General features: G+C 73.9%; 15 protein-coding genes. 11 read left to right on the top strand and 4 right to left on the bottom strand.

From position 1 onward, the window contains the following. Window positions 1–88 precede the first annotated feature (88 nt). The gene (locus E1291_RS12045) at window positions 89–1,027 is read left to right on the top strand and encodes a glycosyltransferase family 2 protein (RefSeq protein ID WP_242614101.1); all 939 of its coding nucleotides are present in this window, start codon (window positions 89–91) and stop codon (window positions 1,025–1,027) included. A 4-nt stretch (window positions 1,028–1,031) separates the two neighbouring features. Next, window positions 1,032–2,150 carry a glycosyltransferase family 4 protein gene (locus E1291_RS12040; protein WP_131737846.1) on the top strand — a complete coding sequence of 373 codons (1,119 nt, stop codon included), beginning with the start codon at window positions 1,032–1,034 and terminating at the stop codon, window positions 2,148–2,150. Here the strand turns inward: E1291_RS12040 and trxA are convergent. Beyond that, complete coding sequence (gene trxA, locus E1291_RS12035) at window positions 2,114–2,464, bottom strand: thioredoxin (protein WP_131737845.1); 351 nt, start codon at window positions 2,462–2,464, stop codon at window positions 2,114–2,116. The genes E1291_RS12040 and trxA overlap by 37 nt on opposite strands. After that, entirely contained in the window at window positions 2,461–3,480 is a 1,020-nt protein-coding gene (locus E1291_RS12030) for a lysylphosphatidylglycerol synthase transmembrane domain-containing protein (protein WP_242614097.1), read from the bottom strand. Before E1291_RS12030 ends, trxA begins: the two co-directional genes overlap by 4 nt. 83 nt (window positions 3,481–3,563) lie before the next feature. Between E1291_RS12030 and E1291_RS12025 the strand changes: the two genes are divergently transcribed. From E1291_RS12025 to E1291_RS12000, 6 genes are all read left to right on the top strand, one after another. Further along, a complete protein-coding gene (locus E1291_RS12025) occupies window positions 3,564–4,322 on the top strand; it encodes a class I SAM-dependent methyltransferase (protein ID WP_131737844.1) in 759 nt (252 codons plus the stop codon). A gap of 113 nt (window positions 4,323–4,435) precedes the next feature. Continuing rightward, a complete protein-coding gene (locus E1291_RS12020) occupies window positions 4,436–5,602 on the top strand; it encodes a glycosyltransferase family 4 protein (RefSeq protein WP_131737843.1) in 1,167 nt (388 codons plus the stop codon). 406 nt (window positions 5,603–6,008) lie between these two features. Next, window positions 6,009–7,076, top strand: a complete 1,068-nt coding sequence (manB, locus tag E1291_RS12015) for a mannose-1-phosphate guanylyltransferase (protein ID WP_131737842.1) — start codon at window positions 6,009–6,011, stop codon at window positions 7,074–7,076. A gap of 13 nt (window positions 7,077–7,089) precedes the next feature. Then, on the top strand, window positions 7,090–8,037 hold the full coding sequence (locus E1291_RS12010; RefSeq protein WP_306434458.1) for a DNA-3-methyladenine glycosylase family protein: 948 nt from the start codon (window positions 7,090–7,092) through the stop codon (window positions 8,035–8,037). A 325-nt stretch (window positions 8,038–8,362) separates the two neighbouring features. Continuing rightward, the gene (locus E1291_RS12005; RefSeq protein ID WP_131737841.1) at window positions 8,363–9,307 is read left to right on the top strand and encodes a LysR family transcriptional regulator; all 945 of its coding nucleotides are present in this window, start codon (window positions 8,363–8,365) and stop codon (window positions 9,305–9,307) included. A 142-nt stretch (window positions 9,308–9,449) separates the two neighbouring features. Then, window positions 9,450–12,029 (top strand): bifunctional FO biosynthesis protein CofGH, encoded by a 2,580-nt coding sequence (locus E1291_RS12000; protein WP_131737840.1) that lies wholly within the window; start codon window positions 9,450–9,452, stop codon window positions 12,027–12,029. A 74-nt stretch (window positions 12,030–12,103) separates the two neighbouring features. On the opposite strand, the gene E1291_RS11995 is transcribed toward E1291_RS12000, so the two are convergent. Then, window positions 12,104–13,390 (bottom strand): coenzyme F420-0:L-glutamate ligase, encoded by a 1,287-nt coding sequence (locus E1291_RS11995; protein ID WP_131737839.1) that lies wholly within the window; start codon window positions 13,388–13,390, stop codon window positions 12,104–12,106. Next, window positions 13,387–14,376, bottom strand: coding sequence for a 2-phospho-L-lactate transferase (gene cofD / locus E1291_RS11990; RefSeq protein WP_131737838.1), 990 nt, complete (start codon window positions 14,374–14,376; stop codon window positions 13,387–13,389). Before cofD ends, E1291_RS11995 begins: the two co-directional genes overlap by 4 nt. Before the next feature lie 106 nt (window positions 14,377–14,482). Here cofD and E1291_RS43220 point away from each other — a divergent pair, with 106 nt between their 5' ends. The 3 genes from E1291_RS43220 to E1291_RS11975 form a co-directional block, all read left to right on the top strand. Next, the gene (locus E1291_RS43220) at window positions 14,483–15,409 is read left to right on the top strand and encodes a hypothetical protein (protein ID WP_207400694.1); all 927 of its coding nucleotides are present in this window, start codon (window positions 14,483–14,485) and stop codon (window positions 15,407–15,409) included. A 448-nt stretch (window positions 15,410–15,857) separates the two neighbouring features. Beyond that, window positions 15,858–16,121 (top strand): WhiB family transcriptional regulator, encoded by a 264-nt coding sequence (locus E1291_RS11980; RefSeq protein WP_131737837.1) that lies wholly within the window; start codon window positions 15,858–15,860, stop codon window positions 16,119–16,121. A gap of 198 nt (window positions 16,122–16,319) precedes the next feature. Beyond that, a partial coding sequence (locus E1291_RS11975; RefSeq protein ID WP_131737836.1) for a glycosyltransferase occupies window positions 16,320–17,260 on the top strand: 941 nt, incomplete at its 3' end.

Raw genomic sequence — 17,260 nt, 5'->3', positions numbered from 1 at the left:
GGACCGGGGTGCGCGGTTGCGAGTATTCTCGCCCTGCGTGAGTACCCAGCCCGCCACGTCAGCGCCCAACACCGCCGTGCCGGATCCCGTGGCGTCCGGCTCCCCCGGGCCGGAACCGGAGGCGGAACCGGCCGCGCCCGCCCCGCACGTCACGGTCGTCCTGCCGTGTTACAACGAGCAGGACCACGTGATCGACGAGGTCGAGCGCATCTGCAAGGCGATGGACAACAGCGGCAAGACCTACGAGCTGCTCGCCGTCGACGACTGCTCGACCGACGCCACGCTGGCCCGGCTGGAGGAGGCGGCCCCCCGCTTCCCGAACATGCGGATCCTGGCGTTCCAGCACAACAGCGGCTCCGGGACCGTCCGGCGCATCGGCTCCCAGCAGGCCCGCGGCTCGATCGTGGTGTGGACCGACGCGGACATGTCCTATCCGAACGAGCGGATCCCCGACCTGGTGGACATCCTCGACACCGACCCGGCCGTGGACCAGGTCGTCGGGGCGCGCACCACCGAGGAGGGCACGCACAAGGCGCTGCGCGTCCCGGCCAAGTGGTTCATCCGCAAGATCGCCGAGCGGCTCACCAACACGAAGATCCCCGACCTGAACTCGGGGCTGCGCGCGTTCCGCCGCGAGGTGTCGCTGCCCTACCTGCGGCTGCTGCCGCCCGGGTTCTCCTGCGTCACCACGATCACGATCGCGTTCCTGTCGAACCAGCACCCGGTGCGGTACGTGCCGATCGACTACGCCAAGCGGGCCGGGAAGTCGAAGTTCCACTTCACCAAGGACGCCTACCGCTACATCCTGCAGGTGCTGCGGATGGTGATGTACTTCAACCCGCTCAAGGTGCTGATGCCGCCCGCCCTGTGGCTGATCGTGATCGGCCTGCTCAAGGGCGTGTTCGACATGGTGGTGCACTTCGGCTACTTCGCCAACAACACCATCATGATCTTCGTGACGGGTTTGATCATCGCGTCGCTGGCGCTGCTGGCCGACCTCATCGTCCGCTCGCGCGGCGACGTCTAGCGCCATGGCGACCACGCGCGGGCGGATCGCGGTCGTCGGGCCGGCGTTCCCGTACAAGGGCGGCGGCGCCCACCACACCACCGAGCTGGCGCACCGGCTGGCGGCGGCGGGCCACGAGGTCGTGCTGGAGTCCTGGCGGGCCCAGTACCCGGGGTTCCTCTACCCGGGCACGCAGACGATCTCCGAGCCCGAGGGGGAGCCCTTCCCCGGGACGCGGCACAGGCTCGACTGGCGGCGGCCGGACGGCTGGTGGCGCACCGGGCGCTCGCTGCGCTCCTGCGACCTGGTCGTCCTGGCGGTGCTGAGCCCCGTCCAGGTCCCCGCCTACCTGGGGATCCTCGCGGGGGTGGGACGCCGGACGCCCGCGGTGGCGCTGTGCCACAACGTCCTGCCGCACGAGCGCAAGCCGTACGACGTGCCGCTGATGAAACGGCTGCTGCGGCGCGCCGACGGCGTGCTCGTCCACTCCGCCGCGCAGGCCGACCTGGCGCGGGGGCTCACGGACCGTCCGGTGCGGTTCGCCGAGATGCCCGCGCATCTGCCGGGCGGCCACGCCGAAGGCGCCGGGCGGCCCGCCGGGCACGGCGACGGCAAGGTCCACCGCCGGTTGCTGTTCTTCGGGATGGTCCGCCCCTACAAGGGCCTGGACGTCCTGCTGCGCGCGCTCGCGGCGGGTCCCGGCGACGTCGCGCTGACGGTCGCGGGGGAGTTCTGGGGCGGCCTGGACGAGACGGAGGAGCTCGTGCGGACGCTGGGCCTGGAGGGGCGGGTGGACCTGCGTCCCGGGTACGTCCCGGCGGCCGACGTCCCGGGGCTGTTCGCCGCCGCGGACGCGCTGGTCCTGCCGTACCGGTCGGCCACCGCGTCGCAGAACGTCTGGATGGCCCACGAGCACGGCGTGCCCGTGATCGCCACGGACGTGGGCGGGTTCGCGGGCCAGGTCCGCGACGGCGTCGACGGGGTGATCTGCGCTCCGGACGACGTGGCCGCGCTCACCGGCGCCCTGGAGCGGTTCTACGCGCCGGGGGAGCCGGAGCGCCTGCGCTCCGGCGTCCGGCCCGTCGACCACGGCCCGATGTGGACCGCCTACCTGGACGCGCTCGCGGGGGGCGCGGTCAGGTGAGGCTCGATGACCTTCAGTAGGGCGCGCTTGGGCTTGGCGCCGACGATCTGCTCGACGACCTCGCCGTCCTTGTAGAGCAGGAGGGTCGGCAGGCCCATCACGCCGTACTTGTTCGGGGTCTGCGGGTTCGCGTCGTAGTCGAGCTTGGCGATCCGGAGCCGGCCCTCGTGCTCGCGCGCGATCTGCTCGAGTACGGGAGCGATCATCCGGCAGGGTCCGCACCACTGGGCCCAGAAGTCGACCAGCACGGGGGTCTCGCTCTTGATGACCTCGGCGTCGAACGTGGCGTCGGTCACGGTGATGGGGGCCGTCACGGTCTCTCCTTCGTCGGCTGCGTACCCCTGACAAGCGTCCGGGCTGATCGTTCATTCCCGGAATGTCGGTCATTGCCTGTGGTGTCGCCCTCGGCCGCAGCCTTCGCGGCCCGCGGGCCCCGCGCCATCAGCAGCGCCGCGCCCGCACCGGCCAGATCGGCGCCGGTCAGCAGGACGCGCGAGGCGATCGCGACCACGACCGGCGCGCCCGCGGGCAGCACCGGCGTCAGCACCACCGTCAGCGCGGCCTCCCGCGCCCCGATGCCGCCCGGCGCGATGAACACCAGGAAGCCCGCCACGAAGGCGAGCGCGTACGCGCCGGTGGCGAGGAACGGCAGCCCCGCCCCGTCCCCGCCCACGGCCGCGCACAGCAGCCAGGTGTGCACACCGAACAGCGCCCAGCCCAGCACCGTCCAGCCGACGGCCCGGAGCGTCACGCCGAGGCTCACCGGGTGCTCCAGCGGCGGCCTCCGGACGAGCCTGAGCAGCGTGCCCAGGCACCAGGTCACGACGCGGGGGTGCAGGGCCGCCAGCATCACCGGCGCCAGCGGGAACAGCCACCAGTACCGCTCGCGCGCCGCCGCCGACGTCAGCGGCAGCGTCACCGAGGCCACCGCGAGGCCGCACGCGGTGGACGTCGCCACCGCGAGCAGCGTGGAGCCGAAGCTGCGCTCGGCCGGGACCTCGTGCTCGCGCGCCATCTCGATCTGGGTGACCAGCGCCCACACCTTGCCGGGCACGTACTTGCCGAGCTGGGAGATCGCGGAGATCCGGAACGCCACCCGCAGCGGCAGCGGCGAGCCGAGCCCGCCGAGGAAGGTCCGCCAGCCGAGCATCCACGCGAACAGCCCCGCCAGGCCCGCGGCGAGCGAACCGGCGAGCGTCGCCCAGGACATCTCACGGAACGCCTTCGTCGTGTCGTCCCACTGGGAGGCCACGCTGTAGGCGCAGAACCCCAGTGCGAGCAGCACCAGCAGGACCCGCAGGATCCGCATGGCGGCGACCTTCGTTTTCACCCGCCCAGCGTAGGCGACCGGCATCCGGCCCCAGGCCGGGAAAACGCCGGTCCCCACCGGGCCAGGCCCTACAGTTGGGGACGATGAAACTCTCGGATGTGGTCGCCTTCATGGGGCACCAGGTGCACGTGTGCCGGTACCGCGAGGCGGGGACGCTGCTCGACTGGATGGGACGGGACCTGCGCGGCCGGCGCGTCCTCGACGTCGCCGGGGGCGACGGCTACTGGGCCGGACGGGCCCGCCGCCGCGGCGCGCACGCGGTCTCGATCGACCTCGCCCGCGGCAAGATGGTCTATGGGCGCACGCTCGCCCACGCGCCCGCGCTCATCGAGTGCGACGCGCTGCGGCTGCCGTTCGGTGACGCCTCCTTCGACGCGATCCTGTCGGTCTGCGCGATCGAGCACTTCGACGACGGCGGCCGGTCCCTGGACGAGATGGCCCGCGTCCTGCGTCCGGGCGGTGAGATCTTCATGTCGGCGGACGTGCTGAGCCGCGCCGACGCCTGGCCCAAGCTGCGCGACGCGCACAAGACCAGGTACCACGTCCAGCACACCTATACCCACCGCAGCCTCGCCAAGCTGATGGACGAGCGCGGCCTGGATCTGGTCAGGCACTCTTACCAGTTCCGTACGGCCGCCACCGAACGCCTCTACCTGTCGCTGTCGACCTACGGCGGCAAGGTCGGCTTCAACGCGGCGGCGCCCCTCACCCCGCTGGTCGCGCTCGCCGACCGCGGCGCCCCCAACGACCGCGGGAGCATCGTCCTGGTCCACGCCCGCAAGCGCGGCGGCGGCCCGGAGACGGCCGAGGGCGCGGGCGGAAAAACCGGCGAGGGCGTGTAAGAGGCCCCGGGTCACACCGATCCCCCGCTCACGGGCGTAGGCTCGACCTCAAGAGTGATCTACGCCACTGCGGCGCCGTCTCGCTGGAGCGGGCCGGGATGGGGGAGTGGACCGTGGCGCCTCGAATCCTGCTGGACGCCACCGCGGTGCCGGCCGACCGCGGCGGGCTGGGCCGCTACGTCGACGGCCTGATGGCCGCGCTCGACGCGCTCGGCGCCGACCTCGCGGTCGCCTGCCAGCGCGCCGACCAGGAACGGTACGGGCGGCTCGCGCCGGGGGCGCGGATCGTCGCCGGGCCGCCGGGACTCGCGCACCGCGCCACGCGGCTCGCCTGGGAGCAGTCCGGGCTGCCCTACGTCGCCGAACAGGTCGCCGCCGACGTCCTGCACGTGCCGACCTACGCGATGCCGGTCGGCGTGACCCTGCCGACGGTCGTCACGATCCACGACGTGACGCTGTTCGCCGAACCCGAGCCGCACGACCCCGACCGCACGTCCTACATCAAGTCCGCGACCCGCACCGCGGCGCGCCGCGCCACCCGGCTGATCGTGCCGTCCCGGGCCACCCGCGACGAGCTCGTCCGGCTGCTGGCGGCCGACCCCGGCCACATCGACGTGGCGGGCCACGGCGTCGACCACACGATGTTCCACCGCCCGACCGACGCGGAGGTCGCCGGAATCTCCGACCGGCTCGGACTGCACGGCCGCCCCTACATCGCCTACCTGGGCACGCTGGAACCGCGCAAGAACATCCCCAACCTCGTCCGCGGATGGGTACGGGCCTGCGCCGCCCTCGACGAACCCCCGGCGCTGGTCCTGGCCGGAGGCGGCGGCTGGGACGACGAGGTCGACGCCGCGCTCGCCGCGGTGCCCCCGCGGCTGCGCGTGCTGCGCCCCGGCTACCTGGCCCGGCCGTCACTGCCCGGCTTCTACGGCGGCGCGCTCGTGGTGGCGCTGCCGAGCCGCGGCGAAGGGTTCGGGCTGCCCGTCCTGGAGGCGATGGCGTGCGGCGCCGCCGTCCTCACCACCCGCCGCGGCGCCCTCCCGGAGGTCGGCGGCGACGCGGTCGCCTACAGCGAGCCCGACTCGTCCGGCATCGCCGCGGCCCTCGGCGACCTGCTCGGCGACGAGCCCCGCCGCGCCCGGCTCGGCGAGGCCGCGTGGGAACGGGCCGGGGGATTCAGCTGGACCGCGTCGGCCCACGCACACCTGGCCTCCTACCGCAAGGCGGCAGAACGACGTAGCGTTTCATTGCAAGCACGGCCCAAAGACCTCGCCTAGCGGCTGTGTTCATTGCAAGCCCGGCCCAGGTGCTCGCCTGGCGGCTCGCACCTGACCGTTCTTGTGCGAGCGCGAATCGCTTCGCGATCTTCCCGGCGGGGCTCGCCTTCGGCATCGCCCCGCCGGTCAGGTAGCGCGCTCGCGTGACGGCTGGGCTCGTTGCGCAGGGGCGGTGCGCGGGTTGGCCGACGGCTCGCTTTGTTGCTGCGTGTCGGGTTTCTGGGGCTCGCCTTCGGCGTTGCCCTCGTGTGGTGGGGGAGTGGTGCTGGGCCCTGGGGGCCAGGACCTGGGGGCCGGTCGGTCGTGGGGTCGTGGGACGGCCCGGCAACACTCGTCGGCAGGGCCTAGGCTCTGGCTGTTGCGCGGGCGCGTGGAGCGGCGCGTCCCATGGGTTGCAGGGAGCGATGTGGAAGCGATTCTGCTGGTCGGCGGGCAGGGCACGCGGCTGCGGCCGTTGACGATCTCCACGCCGAAACCGCTGCTGCCCACCGCGGGCGTCGCGTTCCTCGCCCACCAGCTGGCCCGCGCGCACGCCGCGGGCGTCGAGCGCATCGTGTTCGCCACCTCCTACCGCGCCGAGATGTTCGAGGCGGCCTTCGGCGACCGCGCGCACGGCGTCGACCTCGGCTACGTCAGCGAGCGCGAGCCGCTCGGCACCGGCGGCGCGATCCGCAACGCGGCCCGCGCGCTGACCTGCGGCCCGGACGACCCGGTGCTGATCCTCAACGGCGACATCCTGTCCGGGCACGACGTGCGCGCGCAGGTCGCGCTGCACGAGAAGGCGGGCGCCGCCGTCACCCTGCACCTCACCGAGGTGGACGACCCGTCCCGGTTCGGCTGCGTCCCCACCGACGGCGACGGCCGGGTCACCGCGTTCCTGGAGAAGACCGCGCGCCCCGTCACGAACCAGATCAACGCGGGCTGCTACGTCTTCCGCCGCTCGGCGATCGACACCATCCCCGAGGACGAGGTCGTCTCGGTCGAGCGGGAGACGTTCCCGGCGCTGATCTCGTCGGGGGCCGTCGTCATGGGCCACGTGGAGTCGGCGTACTGGCTGGACGTCGGCACCCCGGAGGCGTTCGTCCGCGGCTCCTGCGACCTCGTGCTCGGGAAGCTGGCCTCGCCCGCCATGCCGGGCGAGCCCGGCGACCGGCTCACCCTCCCCGGCGCCAGCGTCTCGCCCGGCGCGGTGGTGCGCGGCGGCACCACGGTCGGCCGCGGCGCGGTCGTCGAGGCGGGCGCCACCGTCCTCGGCAGCGTGCTGCTGGACGACGCGTTCGTCGCCGAGGGCGCCACGGTCCGCGACTCGGTGCTGAGCCGGGGCGCCCGGGTCGGTCCCGGCGCCGTGCTGGAGCGCGTGATCCTCGGTGACGGCGCCGTGGTCGGCCCCGGCAACGAGCTGCGCGGCGGCCTGCGGGTCTGGCCCGGCGTCGAGCTGCCGCCGACGGCCGTCCGTTTCTCCACGGACGCCTGAGGGGGTGCGCGGAGTGAAGGTGGTCGCGGCGTCCGCGCGGCGCGCGGCGCCGCCGGCCGGTGCCGCCGGGAAGCGGACCCCCGGACTACGGCGGGACTGGCGTCCGCCCTGGCCGCTCGACCTGCACGCGGTCCTCGCGCCGCATCAGCGAGGTCCGCGCGACCCCGCCTTCCAGGCCGATCCGGGCGGGACGATCTGGCGCGCGTCCCATACCCCCTGCGGCGCGGGGACGATCCGGCTCCGCCGGGCGGGCGACGTCATCGAGGCCGAGGCGTGGGGGCCCGGCGCGGAATGGCTGCTGGACGGGGTCCCCGGCCTGCTCGGCGCCGACGACGAGCCGGAGACGTTCACGCCGCGGCACCCGATCGTCGGCGAGCAGGCGCTACGGCGTCCCGGGCTGCGGATCGGCCGGACCGGCCGCGTCTTCGAGGCGCTGGTCCCGGCCGTGATGGAGCAGAAGGTCCTGTCGCAGGAGGCGTGGCGGGCGTGGGGGTACCTGCTGCGCCGGTTCGGCGAGCCGGCGCCGGGCGCGCCGGGGCTGCGGGTGCCGCCGCCGCCCGGGGTCTGGGCCCGGATCCCGTCGTGGGAGTGGCACCGGTCCGGGCTGGAGGCCGTCCGGGCCCGCACGATCATCACCGCCGCGCGGGCGGCCGGGCGGCTGGAGGAGGACCCGGCGGAGGCGCGGCTGCGCTCCCTGCCGGGCATCGGAGTCTGGACGGCCGCCGAGATCCGGCAGCGGGCGGCCGGCGATCCCGACGCCGTCTCCGTCGGCGACTACCACCTGCCCGGGATCGTGGGCTGGGCGCTGGCCGGCCGGAAGGTCGACGACGACGGGATGCTGGAACTGCTGGCCCCGTACGCGGGGCACCGCCACCGGGTCACCCGGCTGCTGGAATCGTCCGGGAGCGGTCCGCCGCGGCGCGGCCCGCGGCTGCCGGTGCGGGACTACCGGTCCTTCTGAGCCGCCGGGCCTCGGTCCGGCGGCGGGACCAGAAATGGCCCGGGGCCCAGTCGAGCCCGTCCCGGCTGTCGGAGCCGGCGAGGGGACCGAGGACGGCGAGGACGACGATGAGGGCGAGCACGAACACCATGGGACTGTCCTTTGCGTGGCCGACCCGGGGGCCGGGAGATCACGATGAGCCCTGGCCGGGGCTCGGGACGTTCCCGCGCGGGGCGAGCGGATCGGCGGGATGTCCGCCTTTCTCGGTCGCATCACTAGTTTGACCCGGTCCATCGTTCAGGTCCAGCGACTGTTCCTGCAGGGAATGTGTAAGGATTTCTTCACCATGATGGATCTCGGGCGGCTCCGCGTGCTCCGCGAGCTGAAGCTGCGCGGCACGGTCGCCGCCGTCGCCGACGCGCTCGGCTACAGCCCGTCCGCGGTGTCCCAGCAGCTCGCCCAGCTGCAGCGGGAGGTCGGCGTCGCCGTCGTCGAGCGGGCCGGGCGGCGGCTGCGGCTGACACCGGCGGGCGAGGTGCTCGCCGAGCACGCCGAGCTGCTGCTGGCCGGCGCGCGGCGGGCCGAGGAGGCGGCGGTCGCCGCGAGCGGGCGCGTCGCGGGAGTCGTGCGGCTCGTCGGCTTCCAGACGGCGCTGCTGCACATCCTCGCCCCGGCCCTGCCGCGGCTCGCCGAGATGTACCCCGATCTGGTGCTGGACGTGGTCGACGAGGAGTTCGTCCGCGTCCTGCGGGCCCTGGTGCTCCAGGAGATCGACGTGGTGCTCACCGACGAGTACTCGCACCTGCCCCGCCCGCGCCAGGCCGAGCTGGTGTCGGAGGTCCTGGTGACCGAGCGGATGCGGATCGCGCTTCCGCAGGAGCATCCGCTCGTCCGCGCCGGGGGCCCGGTCACCCTGGCCGACCTCGCCGGGCAGGCGTGGGCGATCGGGCACGTCGGCACCAACCACGCCGACCTGCTGGAGCGGACGTGCGTGGAGCTCGGCGGCTTCCGTCCCGACGTCCGCTACCGCTCCAACGACCTGCTGGTCATGTTCGCGATGGTCGCGCGGGGCGGCGCCGCGTGCCTGGTGCCCGACCTCGCGCTGGCGGAGCGGGAGGAGGGCATCGCCGTGCGCGACATCGCGGGGACGAGGGTGGACCGCCGGATGGTGCTGTGGACCCGCGGCGGCGCCGGCGTGCGCCCGTCGGTCCGCGCGGTCCTGGCCGAGCTGCGCCGCTCCGCCGACGCGCTGGTCGCGCAGCGTCCCAGTTTGACGCGCGGAGAGCGCTGACCCGCGGCGTCCCGGTCGGCGTCCCGGTCGGCGCGGCCGGCGGGCGGGAATAGATCGGTCCCGCCGGGGGCTCCTCCAACAAGCGGAGATTCACGGCCCCCGACCCACCGAAAAATATGACGCTTGGCATAGAGTGCCCGGTATGGAGGCCACTGACAACTCCCTGCGCCGGGCCCTGGCCCGGGCGCGCGACGGCAAGACGCTCGACCTCTCCGAGGCCGCGACCCTGCTGCGGGCCCGCGGACCCGGGCTCGACGACCTGCTCACCTACGCCGCCCGCACGCGGGACGCCGGGCTGGAGGCGGCGGGCCGCCCGGGCGTCATCACCTACAGCCGCAAGGTCTTCATCCCGCTCACCCGCCTGTGCCGGGACCGCTGCGGCTACTGCACCTTCGCCACCGTCCCGCACCGGCTCGACTCCCCCTACCTGAGCCCCGACGAGGTGCTGGAGATCGCCCGCCAGGGCGCCGCGATGGGCTGCAAGGAAGCGCTGTTCACGCTGGGGGATCGTCCCGAGGACCGCTGGAAGCCGGCTCGCGAGTGGCTCGACGCGCACGGGTACGACGACACGCTCTCCTACGTGCGCGCCATGGCGATCCGCGTGCTGGAGGAGACGGGCCTCCTGCCGCACCTCAACCCCGGCGTGCTGACCTGGCGCGACTTCCAGCGGCTCAAGCCGGTCGCGCCGTCCATGGGCATGATGCTGGAGACGACGGCGACGCGGCTGTTCAGCGAGCGCGGCGGCCCCCACTTCGGCTCCCCCGACAAGGACCCCGCCGTCCGGCTGCGGGTGCTGGAGGACGCCGGGCGCACCAACGTCCCGTTCACCACCGGCATCCTCATCGGCATCGGCGAGACCGTCGAGGAGCGCGCCGACGCGATCTTCGAGATCCGCCGGACGATGCGCGAGTACGGCGCGATCCAGGAGGTGATCGTGCAGAACTTCCGCGCCAAGCCGGACACCAAGATGCGCGACACCCCCGACGCGGAGCTGGCCGAGCTCGCCGCGACGATCGCGGTGGCGCGGATCGTCCTCGGTCCGAAGGCGCGGATCCAGGCCCCGCCGAACCTCGTCGCCGACCAGTACGCGCTGATGCTGCGCGCGGGGATCGACGACTGGGGCGGGGTGTCGCCGCTGACTCCGGACCACGTCAACCCCGAGCGGCCCTGGCCCCAGATCGACGAGCTGGCCGCGCGGACCGCCGAGTCCGGGTTCGCGCTGCGCGAGCGGCTCACGATCTACCCCGAGTACGTCCGCCGCGGCGAGCCGTGGCTCGACCCGCGGCTGACCGGCCACGTCGCGGCGCTCGCCGACCCGGCCACCGGCCTGGCGCGCGAGGGCGCCGTGCCCGAGGGGCGGCCCTGGCAGGAGCCGGACGGCGGGTTCCGGTCGTCCGGGCGCATCGACCTGCACACCGAGATCGACACGACCGGCCGCACGGGCGACCGGCGCGAGGACTTCGACGAGGTCTACGGCGACTGGGACGCGCTCAAGGAGCGCATGACGGCGCCGCAGCGCTTCGACAGCGACGTGAAGGCCGCCCTCGCCCGCGCCGAGCGCGACCCCGCCGGGATCTCCGACGACGAGGCCCTCGCGCTGCTGCACGCCGACGGGCCGGAGCTGGACGCGCTCGCCGCGCTGGCCGACGGCCTGCGCCGCGACACCGTCGGCGACGAGGTCACCTACGTCGTCACCCGCAACATCAACTTCACGAACGTCTGCTACACCGGCTGCCGGTTCTGCGCGTTCGCGCAGCGGCGCACCGACGCCGACGCCTACACCCTCTCCCTGGAGCAGGTCGGCGACCGGGTGGACGAGGCGTGGGCGGCCGGAGCCACCGAGGTCTGCATGCAGGGCGGCATCCACCCCGACCTGCCCGGCACCGCCTACTTCGACCTCGCCCGCGAGGTGAAGCGGCGCGCCCCCGGCATCCACTTGCACTCCTACAGCCCGATGGAGGTCGTGAACGGCGCGTCCCGCACCGACCTGTCGATCCGGGAGTGGCTCCAGGCCGCGAAGGAAGCGGGGGTCGACTCGCTGCCGGGGACCGCCGCCGAGATCCTCGACGACGACGTCCGCTGGGTGCTGACCAAGGGCAAGCTGCCCACCGACCAGTGGGTGGAGGTCGTCACCACAGCCCATGACCTCGGCATGCCGACGACCTCGACGATGATGTACGGGCACGTCGACACACCGTCGCACTGGGTGGGGCACCTGCGGCTGCTCCGCTCGATCCAGGAGCGGACGGGCGGCTTCAGCGAGTTCGTGCTGCTGCCCTTCGTCCACCACAACTCGCCCATCTACCTGGCGGGCCTGGCCCGTCCGGGTCCCACCGTCCGGGAGAACATCGCCGTCCACGCCCTCGCGAGGATCCTGCTGCACGGCGCCATCGCGAACATCCAGACGTCCTGGGTGAAGCTGGGCGACGAGCTGTGCACCCGCGTCCTTCAGGGCGGCGTCAACGACCTGGGCGGGACCCTGATGGAAGAGACCATCAGCCGTATGGCGGGCTCGGAGAACGGTTCCTTCAAGCCCATCAGCGAACTGGAGGCGATCGCAGCGCGCGCGGGCCGTCCCGCCAAGCAGCGCACCACGCTCTATGGGGAAGTGCCCGCGGAGCGCATCGAGGCCGCCCGCCGGACGGACGGCATCGGTACGTTCGGCGACCGCAAGGCCCAGGTCGTCCCGGGTCAGAGGCTCGCCCTGCCTCTCGTGCCCTGACCTCTATCTAGGGACCGTCAAGCGCTAGGCCGGGGTCATGACAGTTCATGACCCCGGCCGGGACGGTCCTCCCGTCACCGCACCTCGATGAAGGCGTCCGGGGAGCGGGGCGGGCGCTCGCGCGGCGGCGCGGCGGCATGGCCGACGCCCACGGCGCCCATCGGGTCCCACGCGTCCGGCAGGTCCAGCGCCTCGCGGACGACGTCGCGGCAGAACATCGTGCTCGACACCCAGCACGAGCCGAGCCCCTCCACCGCCAGCGCGACCAGCAGGTTCTCCACCCCCGCGCCCGCCGCGACGACGAACATCTCGCGCTCGGCGCGGGCCCGCCGCTCGTCGGGGTAGTCGTGCGAGCCGTCCATGACCAGGCACGGCACGACCAGGTACGGGGCGCGGCGCAGCACGTCGCCGCGGCGCAGCCGCCGGGCCACCGACTCCTCGGTGAAGCCGTCGCGGCGCAGGTCGGCCGCCCACGCGTCGCGCATCGCGTCCAGCAGCCGCGTCCGCGACTCCGCCGACTCCAGCAGCACGAACCGCCACGGCGTGGTGTGGTGCGGCGCCGGAGCGGTGATCGCGGCGGCGACCGCGCGGCGCACCGCCGCCGGGTCGACCTCCTCGGCGGCGAACTCGCGGATCGTGCGCCGCGCGTACAGCACCTCCGCCGAGCCGAACCGGAACATGTCCTCGGCGGGCGGGCGGACCAGCGCCCGCGCGCCCGGCCCGTCCTCCGGCGTGACCAGCGCGGACATGCCGCGGACCACCGCGATCGGTATCCCGTCCAGCTTGCCCTTGACCAGCTCGGCCGCCGCCGCGACCTGGTCGGCGACCGCCGTGATGGTGGCCTCCAGCCGGTTGCCGTGCTCATCCTCCCGGCCGCGCAGGTCGCTCAGCGGGACGAGCCCCGCGACGCCGATCGCCGCGTCGGTCAGCCCGTTGCGCCACGGCCGGCCGAGGGTGTCGGACACGATGACCGCCACGTCCACGCCGGTGCGCTCGCGCAGCGCCGCCCTGATCCGCCGCGCGGACGCGTCGGAGTCCTCCGGCAGCAGCAGCACCGTCCCGGGAGCGGTGTTGGACGCGTCCACCCCCGCGGCGGCCATGACCAGCCCGTGCCGCGTCTCGACGATCCGGGTCTCGCCGCCCGGGAAGGTCCGGCGCGCCACGACCCGGACGGTCTCGGCGTCGATCGCCTTCTCCCGGTCCGCGGCGACCAGGACCCGCCCCTCCGCCTTGCTCACGATCTTGGACGTGATGACCAGCACGTCGCCGTCCCGGATCAGCTCCGCCGGGACGAGCGCGGCGATGTCGTCGCCCTCGGTGATCTCCGGCAGGCCCGGGACACCGAACACCTGGAGGTTCATGCCCCGTCTCCCGCCGTGTCGTCCACGCCCGCTCCCGCGCCGTGTCGTTCCCTCAGCTCCAGGGCCAGGTCGAGCGCCGCGCGCGCGATCGCCGCCGTGGCCTCCGGGTCGCTCATCAGCAACGGCCGGGACCGCACCTCGACGCCCTCGGCCCGCACGCCCTCATCCGCCTCGTCGACGAGCCAGCCGTCCAGGAGGTCGCTGCCGTAATGCTCGGCCACCGCCCGCGCCGAGGTCTCCACGCCGATCGCGGTGAGGCAGGCGTCGGCCATGCCGCGCACCGGCGCGCCGCCGATGATCGGGGAGACGCCGACGACGGTCTTGGCCGCGACGGCGTCCCTGATGCCCGGCACCGACAGGATCGTCCCGACGCTCACCACGGGGTTGGACGGGGGGAACAGCACCACGTCGGCGTCCGCGATCGCCGCGAGCACCCCCGGCGCCGGCGCGGCGTCGTCGGCGCCGACCGCCGCGATCGACCGCGCCGGGAGCGAGGCGCGCAGGCGCACCCACCACTCCTGGAAGTGGACCGCGCGCCGTCCCTGCTCGGGGTCGTCGACGACCACGTGCGTCTCGACCTGGTCGTCGCTCATCGGGATCAGCCGCACGCCCGGCTTCCACCGGTCGCACAGCGCCTCGGTCACCGCCGACAGCGGGTAGCCCGCCGCGAGCATCTGCGTCCGCACGATGTGGGTGGCGAAGTCCCGGTCGCCGAGCCCGAACCAGCCGGGCCCGACGCCGTAGGCGCCGAGCTCCTCCTTGAGCGTGAACGTCTCGGCGGCGCGTCCCCAGCCCTGCTCCTCGTTGATCCCGCCGCCGAGCGTGTACATCACGGTGTCCAGGTCGGGACAGACCCGCAGCCCGAACAGCGAGATGTCGTCCCCGGTGTTGCCGATGACGGTGATGTCCGCCGCGGGGGCCGCCGCCTGCAGCCCGCGCAGGAAGCGGGCTCCGCCGATGCCGCCCGCCAGCGCCACGATCCTCATGTGATCAGCCTAGGGCGTTCGCGGGCGGCGGCCGACGGAGACGGCGGAGGGCCGGATGTGCAAAGCTTTGAAAGACATCCGATTGCCTCGGTCTGGAGATGCCCCAGTGAACAAGGAAGCCGTCCAGCGCCTGCGCGAACCGGCCGCCTGGGTACTGCTCGCCGCGGCGGGCGTCCATCTGCTGGCGGGCATCCTACTGCTCTTCGGAGGCGGCGGCGGATACGGCTACCGCCTGCTGAGCGAGACCCAGGACGGGGTGTTCACCCAGCTCGCCATCGTCGCCCTGCTGGTCCTGGCGGTGCTCCTGGTGACCGCGGCGGGGCCGCCGACCCCGCAGGCCCGCACGATCACGACCGGGGCGCTCGGGGTCTTCGGCGGGATGGCGCTGTTCGGCGTCATCGCCTGGCTCGGCGGGATGCTGGGCTCCTCCGACTACGGCGGCGCGCTCACCAAGCTCGCCGTCTTCCTCATCGGCGCCGGCAAGCTCGCCGTGATCGGCGTCGGCGCCTGGTTCGTGTTCACGGTGTTCCAGGGCATGCAGCCGCCGCGTCCGCAGGGCCAGCAGCAGGTGCAGGGCTACGCCGCCGGCTTCGGCTACCAGGAGGGCCAGCAGCAGTACGGCGCGCAGGGCTACGGACAGCAGCAGTACCAGCAGTACCAGCAGTACGGCCAGCCGGGCGCCGACGGACAGCAGGCGCAGCAGCCGGGCTACGGCGACCAGCAGTACCAGCAGTACGGCGGGCAGCAGCAGTTCGGCCAGCAGCCGGAGTACCAGCAGCAGGCCCAGCCGGGGCAGCAGGACTACCAGCAGTACGGCTACCAGCCGGCCGCCCAGCAGCCGGCCCAGCCGGGACAGCAGCAGCCCGGTCAGCAGCAGCCCGGACAGCAGCCCGCCGAGGAGGAGGGCGAGTGGACGCGCGCCTACGGCGGCACCGGCGGCGAGCAGGGCGGCCCGCAGGGCACTCAGCCGGGCGGCGAGCAGCGCCCCGAGGACGGCGGGGACTGGTACCGCGACAACCGTCCCTCGCAGTGACGCGACACTGAGGCGGCACTGAGGCGGGGCCGACGCCACCCGGATTCGATCGGGTGAGCATGGTTCGGTGACCCCGGTTCGGCGCGCCTTCAGGACCCTTCGGTGACCCGGCACGGGCTTCATGGGCCTCGCGCCGGGCCCGGCCGTGCCCGCCGGCTCGCTGATCGCCGGGCTCGTCCGCGCGCGTCGATCACGTGGCGATCGACCGGCCACCGGCCGGTGATGCCGCCGTGATGCCCCGGACGGGCCCCGGATTAACTGATCTTCAGTCAAAGGCGATCGGATCCGTCCTGACATAACCCGCTATGTCGCCCCGCAAACTCGTTCCGCTTGACGGAGCGGGCGCTACACGCGTGTAATTTCATCGGTGTGATTTCTATGCCTTCTCGGGGGAAGGAGCTCGAGGGAAGGCATTGACCAGGGGGCTCCACGGGCAGGGAGGTGCGCTGTGAGCGAGGTAGTCATCCCGCTGGCGCACGGCACAGAGGGTGAAGAGTTGGGCTGGCAGGAGCGCGCACTGTGCGCGCAGACGGACCCGGAGGCGTTTTTTCCGGAGAAGGGCGGCTCCACTCGCGAGGCCAAGAAGGTGTGCCGGGCATGCGAGGTGCGAACGGAGTGCTTGGAGTACGCGCTGCAACACGATGAGCGTTTCGGTATTTGGGGAGGACTCTCCGAACGGGAACGCCGCAAGCTGAAGCGCCAGGCCGTCTAGGACGGCCCGGGAGCACCGCCGACGCCGTAGGGGAGCGGCACGGCGGCGTCCACCGGCGGGCCGCCGGCCGCGGGCGAGGGACGCGCGACGGATCTGGGGGGATTCGGAGCGTGCCCGCGCGGCCACGCGTACAGTTGTCAGCCGTGCCGGCCCGGCCGGCACGGCTGACAACCGTCGTCGCACAGATCGAGCGGACCCGTGTCGCCCACTCTCGATCGCCACGTCGTCACGGCCGTCCTCGTCGCCCACGACGGCGTGCGCTGGCTGCCGGAGACGCTCAAGGCGCTGCTGACCCAGGCGCGGCCGGCGCAGCGCGTCCTCGCCGTCGACACCGGGAGCCGCGACCGCGGGCCCGCCGTGCTCGCCGAGGTGATCGGCGCGGGCGGGGTCCTCACCCTGCCCCGGACCACCGGATACGGCGAGGCCGTCGCCGAGGCCCTCCGGCAGGACGCCGCGGACGCGCCCGTCCCCGACGACGACCTCGGCCGTCCGCGCACCGAGTGGGTGTGGCTGCTGCACGACGACTCCGTCCCGGCCCACGACGCCCTCGCCCACCTGCTCCGGACCGCCGACGCCGACCCGAACGTCGCCGTCGTCGGGCCCAAGGTCCGCGACCTCGGCGACCGGCGCGTCCTGCGCGAGGTGGGCCTCGCCATCGACGGCGCGGGCCGCCGCGTCACCGGCGTCGAGCGGCGCGAGTTCGACCAGGGCCAGCACGACGGCGTCCGGGACGTGCTCGCGGTCGGCAGCGCCGGGATGCTGGTCCGCCGCGACGTGTGGCGGCGGCTCGGCGGCTTCGACGTCGAGTACGGGCTGTTCCGCGACGACGTCGACTTCTGCTGGCGGGCGCACGCCGCCGGGCACCGCGTCGTCGTGGCGACCGACGCCGTGGTCTACCACGCCGAGGCGTCCCGCCGCGGCCTGCGCGAGCTCGGCCTGACCGCCGAGCACCGCGACCGCCTCGACCGCCGCAACGCCGTCCACACCCTGCTGGTCAACCGGCCGTTCGGCGCCGCGGCGCGCGCGCTCGCCCGGGTCGTCTGGGCGTCGCTGGCGCACGCGCTGTTCCTGCTGGTCGTCAAGCGCCCGGACGCGGCGCGGCGCGAGCTCGGCGCGCTCGGCGCCGTGCTGGGCGACCC

Source organism: Actinomadura roseirufa (assembly GCF_900659635.1).
GTDB classification, from domain to species: Bacteria; Actinomycetota; Actinomycetes; order Streptosporangiales; family Streptosporangiaceae; genus Spirillospora; species Spirillospora roseirufa.
The sequence above is the reverse complement of the archived record's forward strand: the minus strand, read 5'-3'. Positions and strand labels throughout refer to the sequence as shown.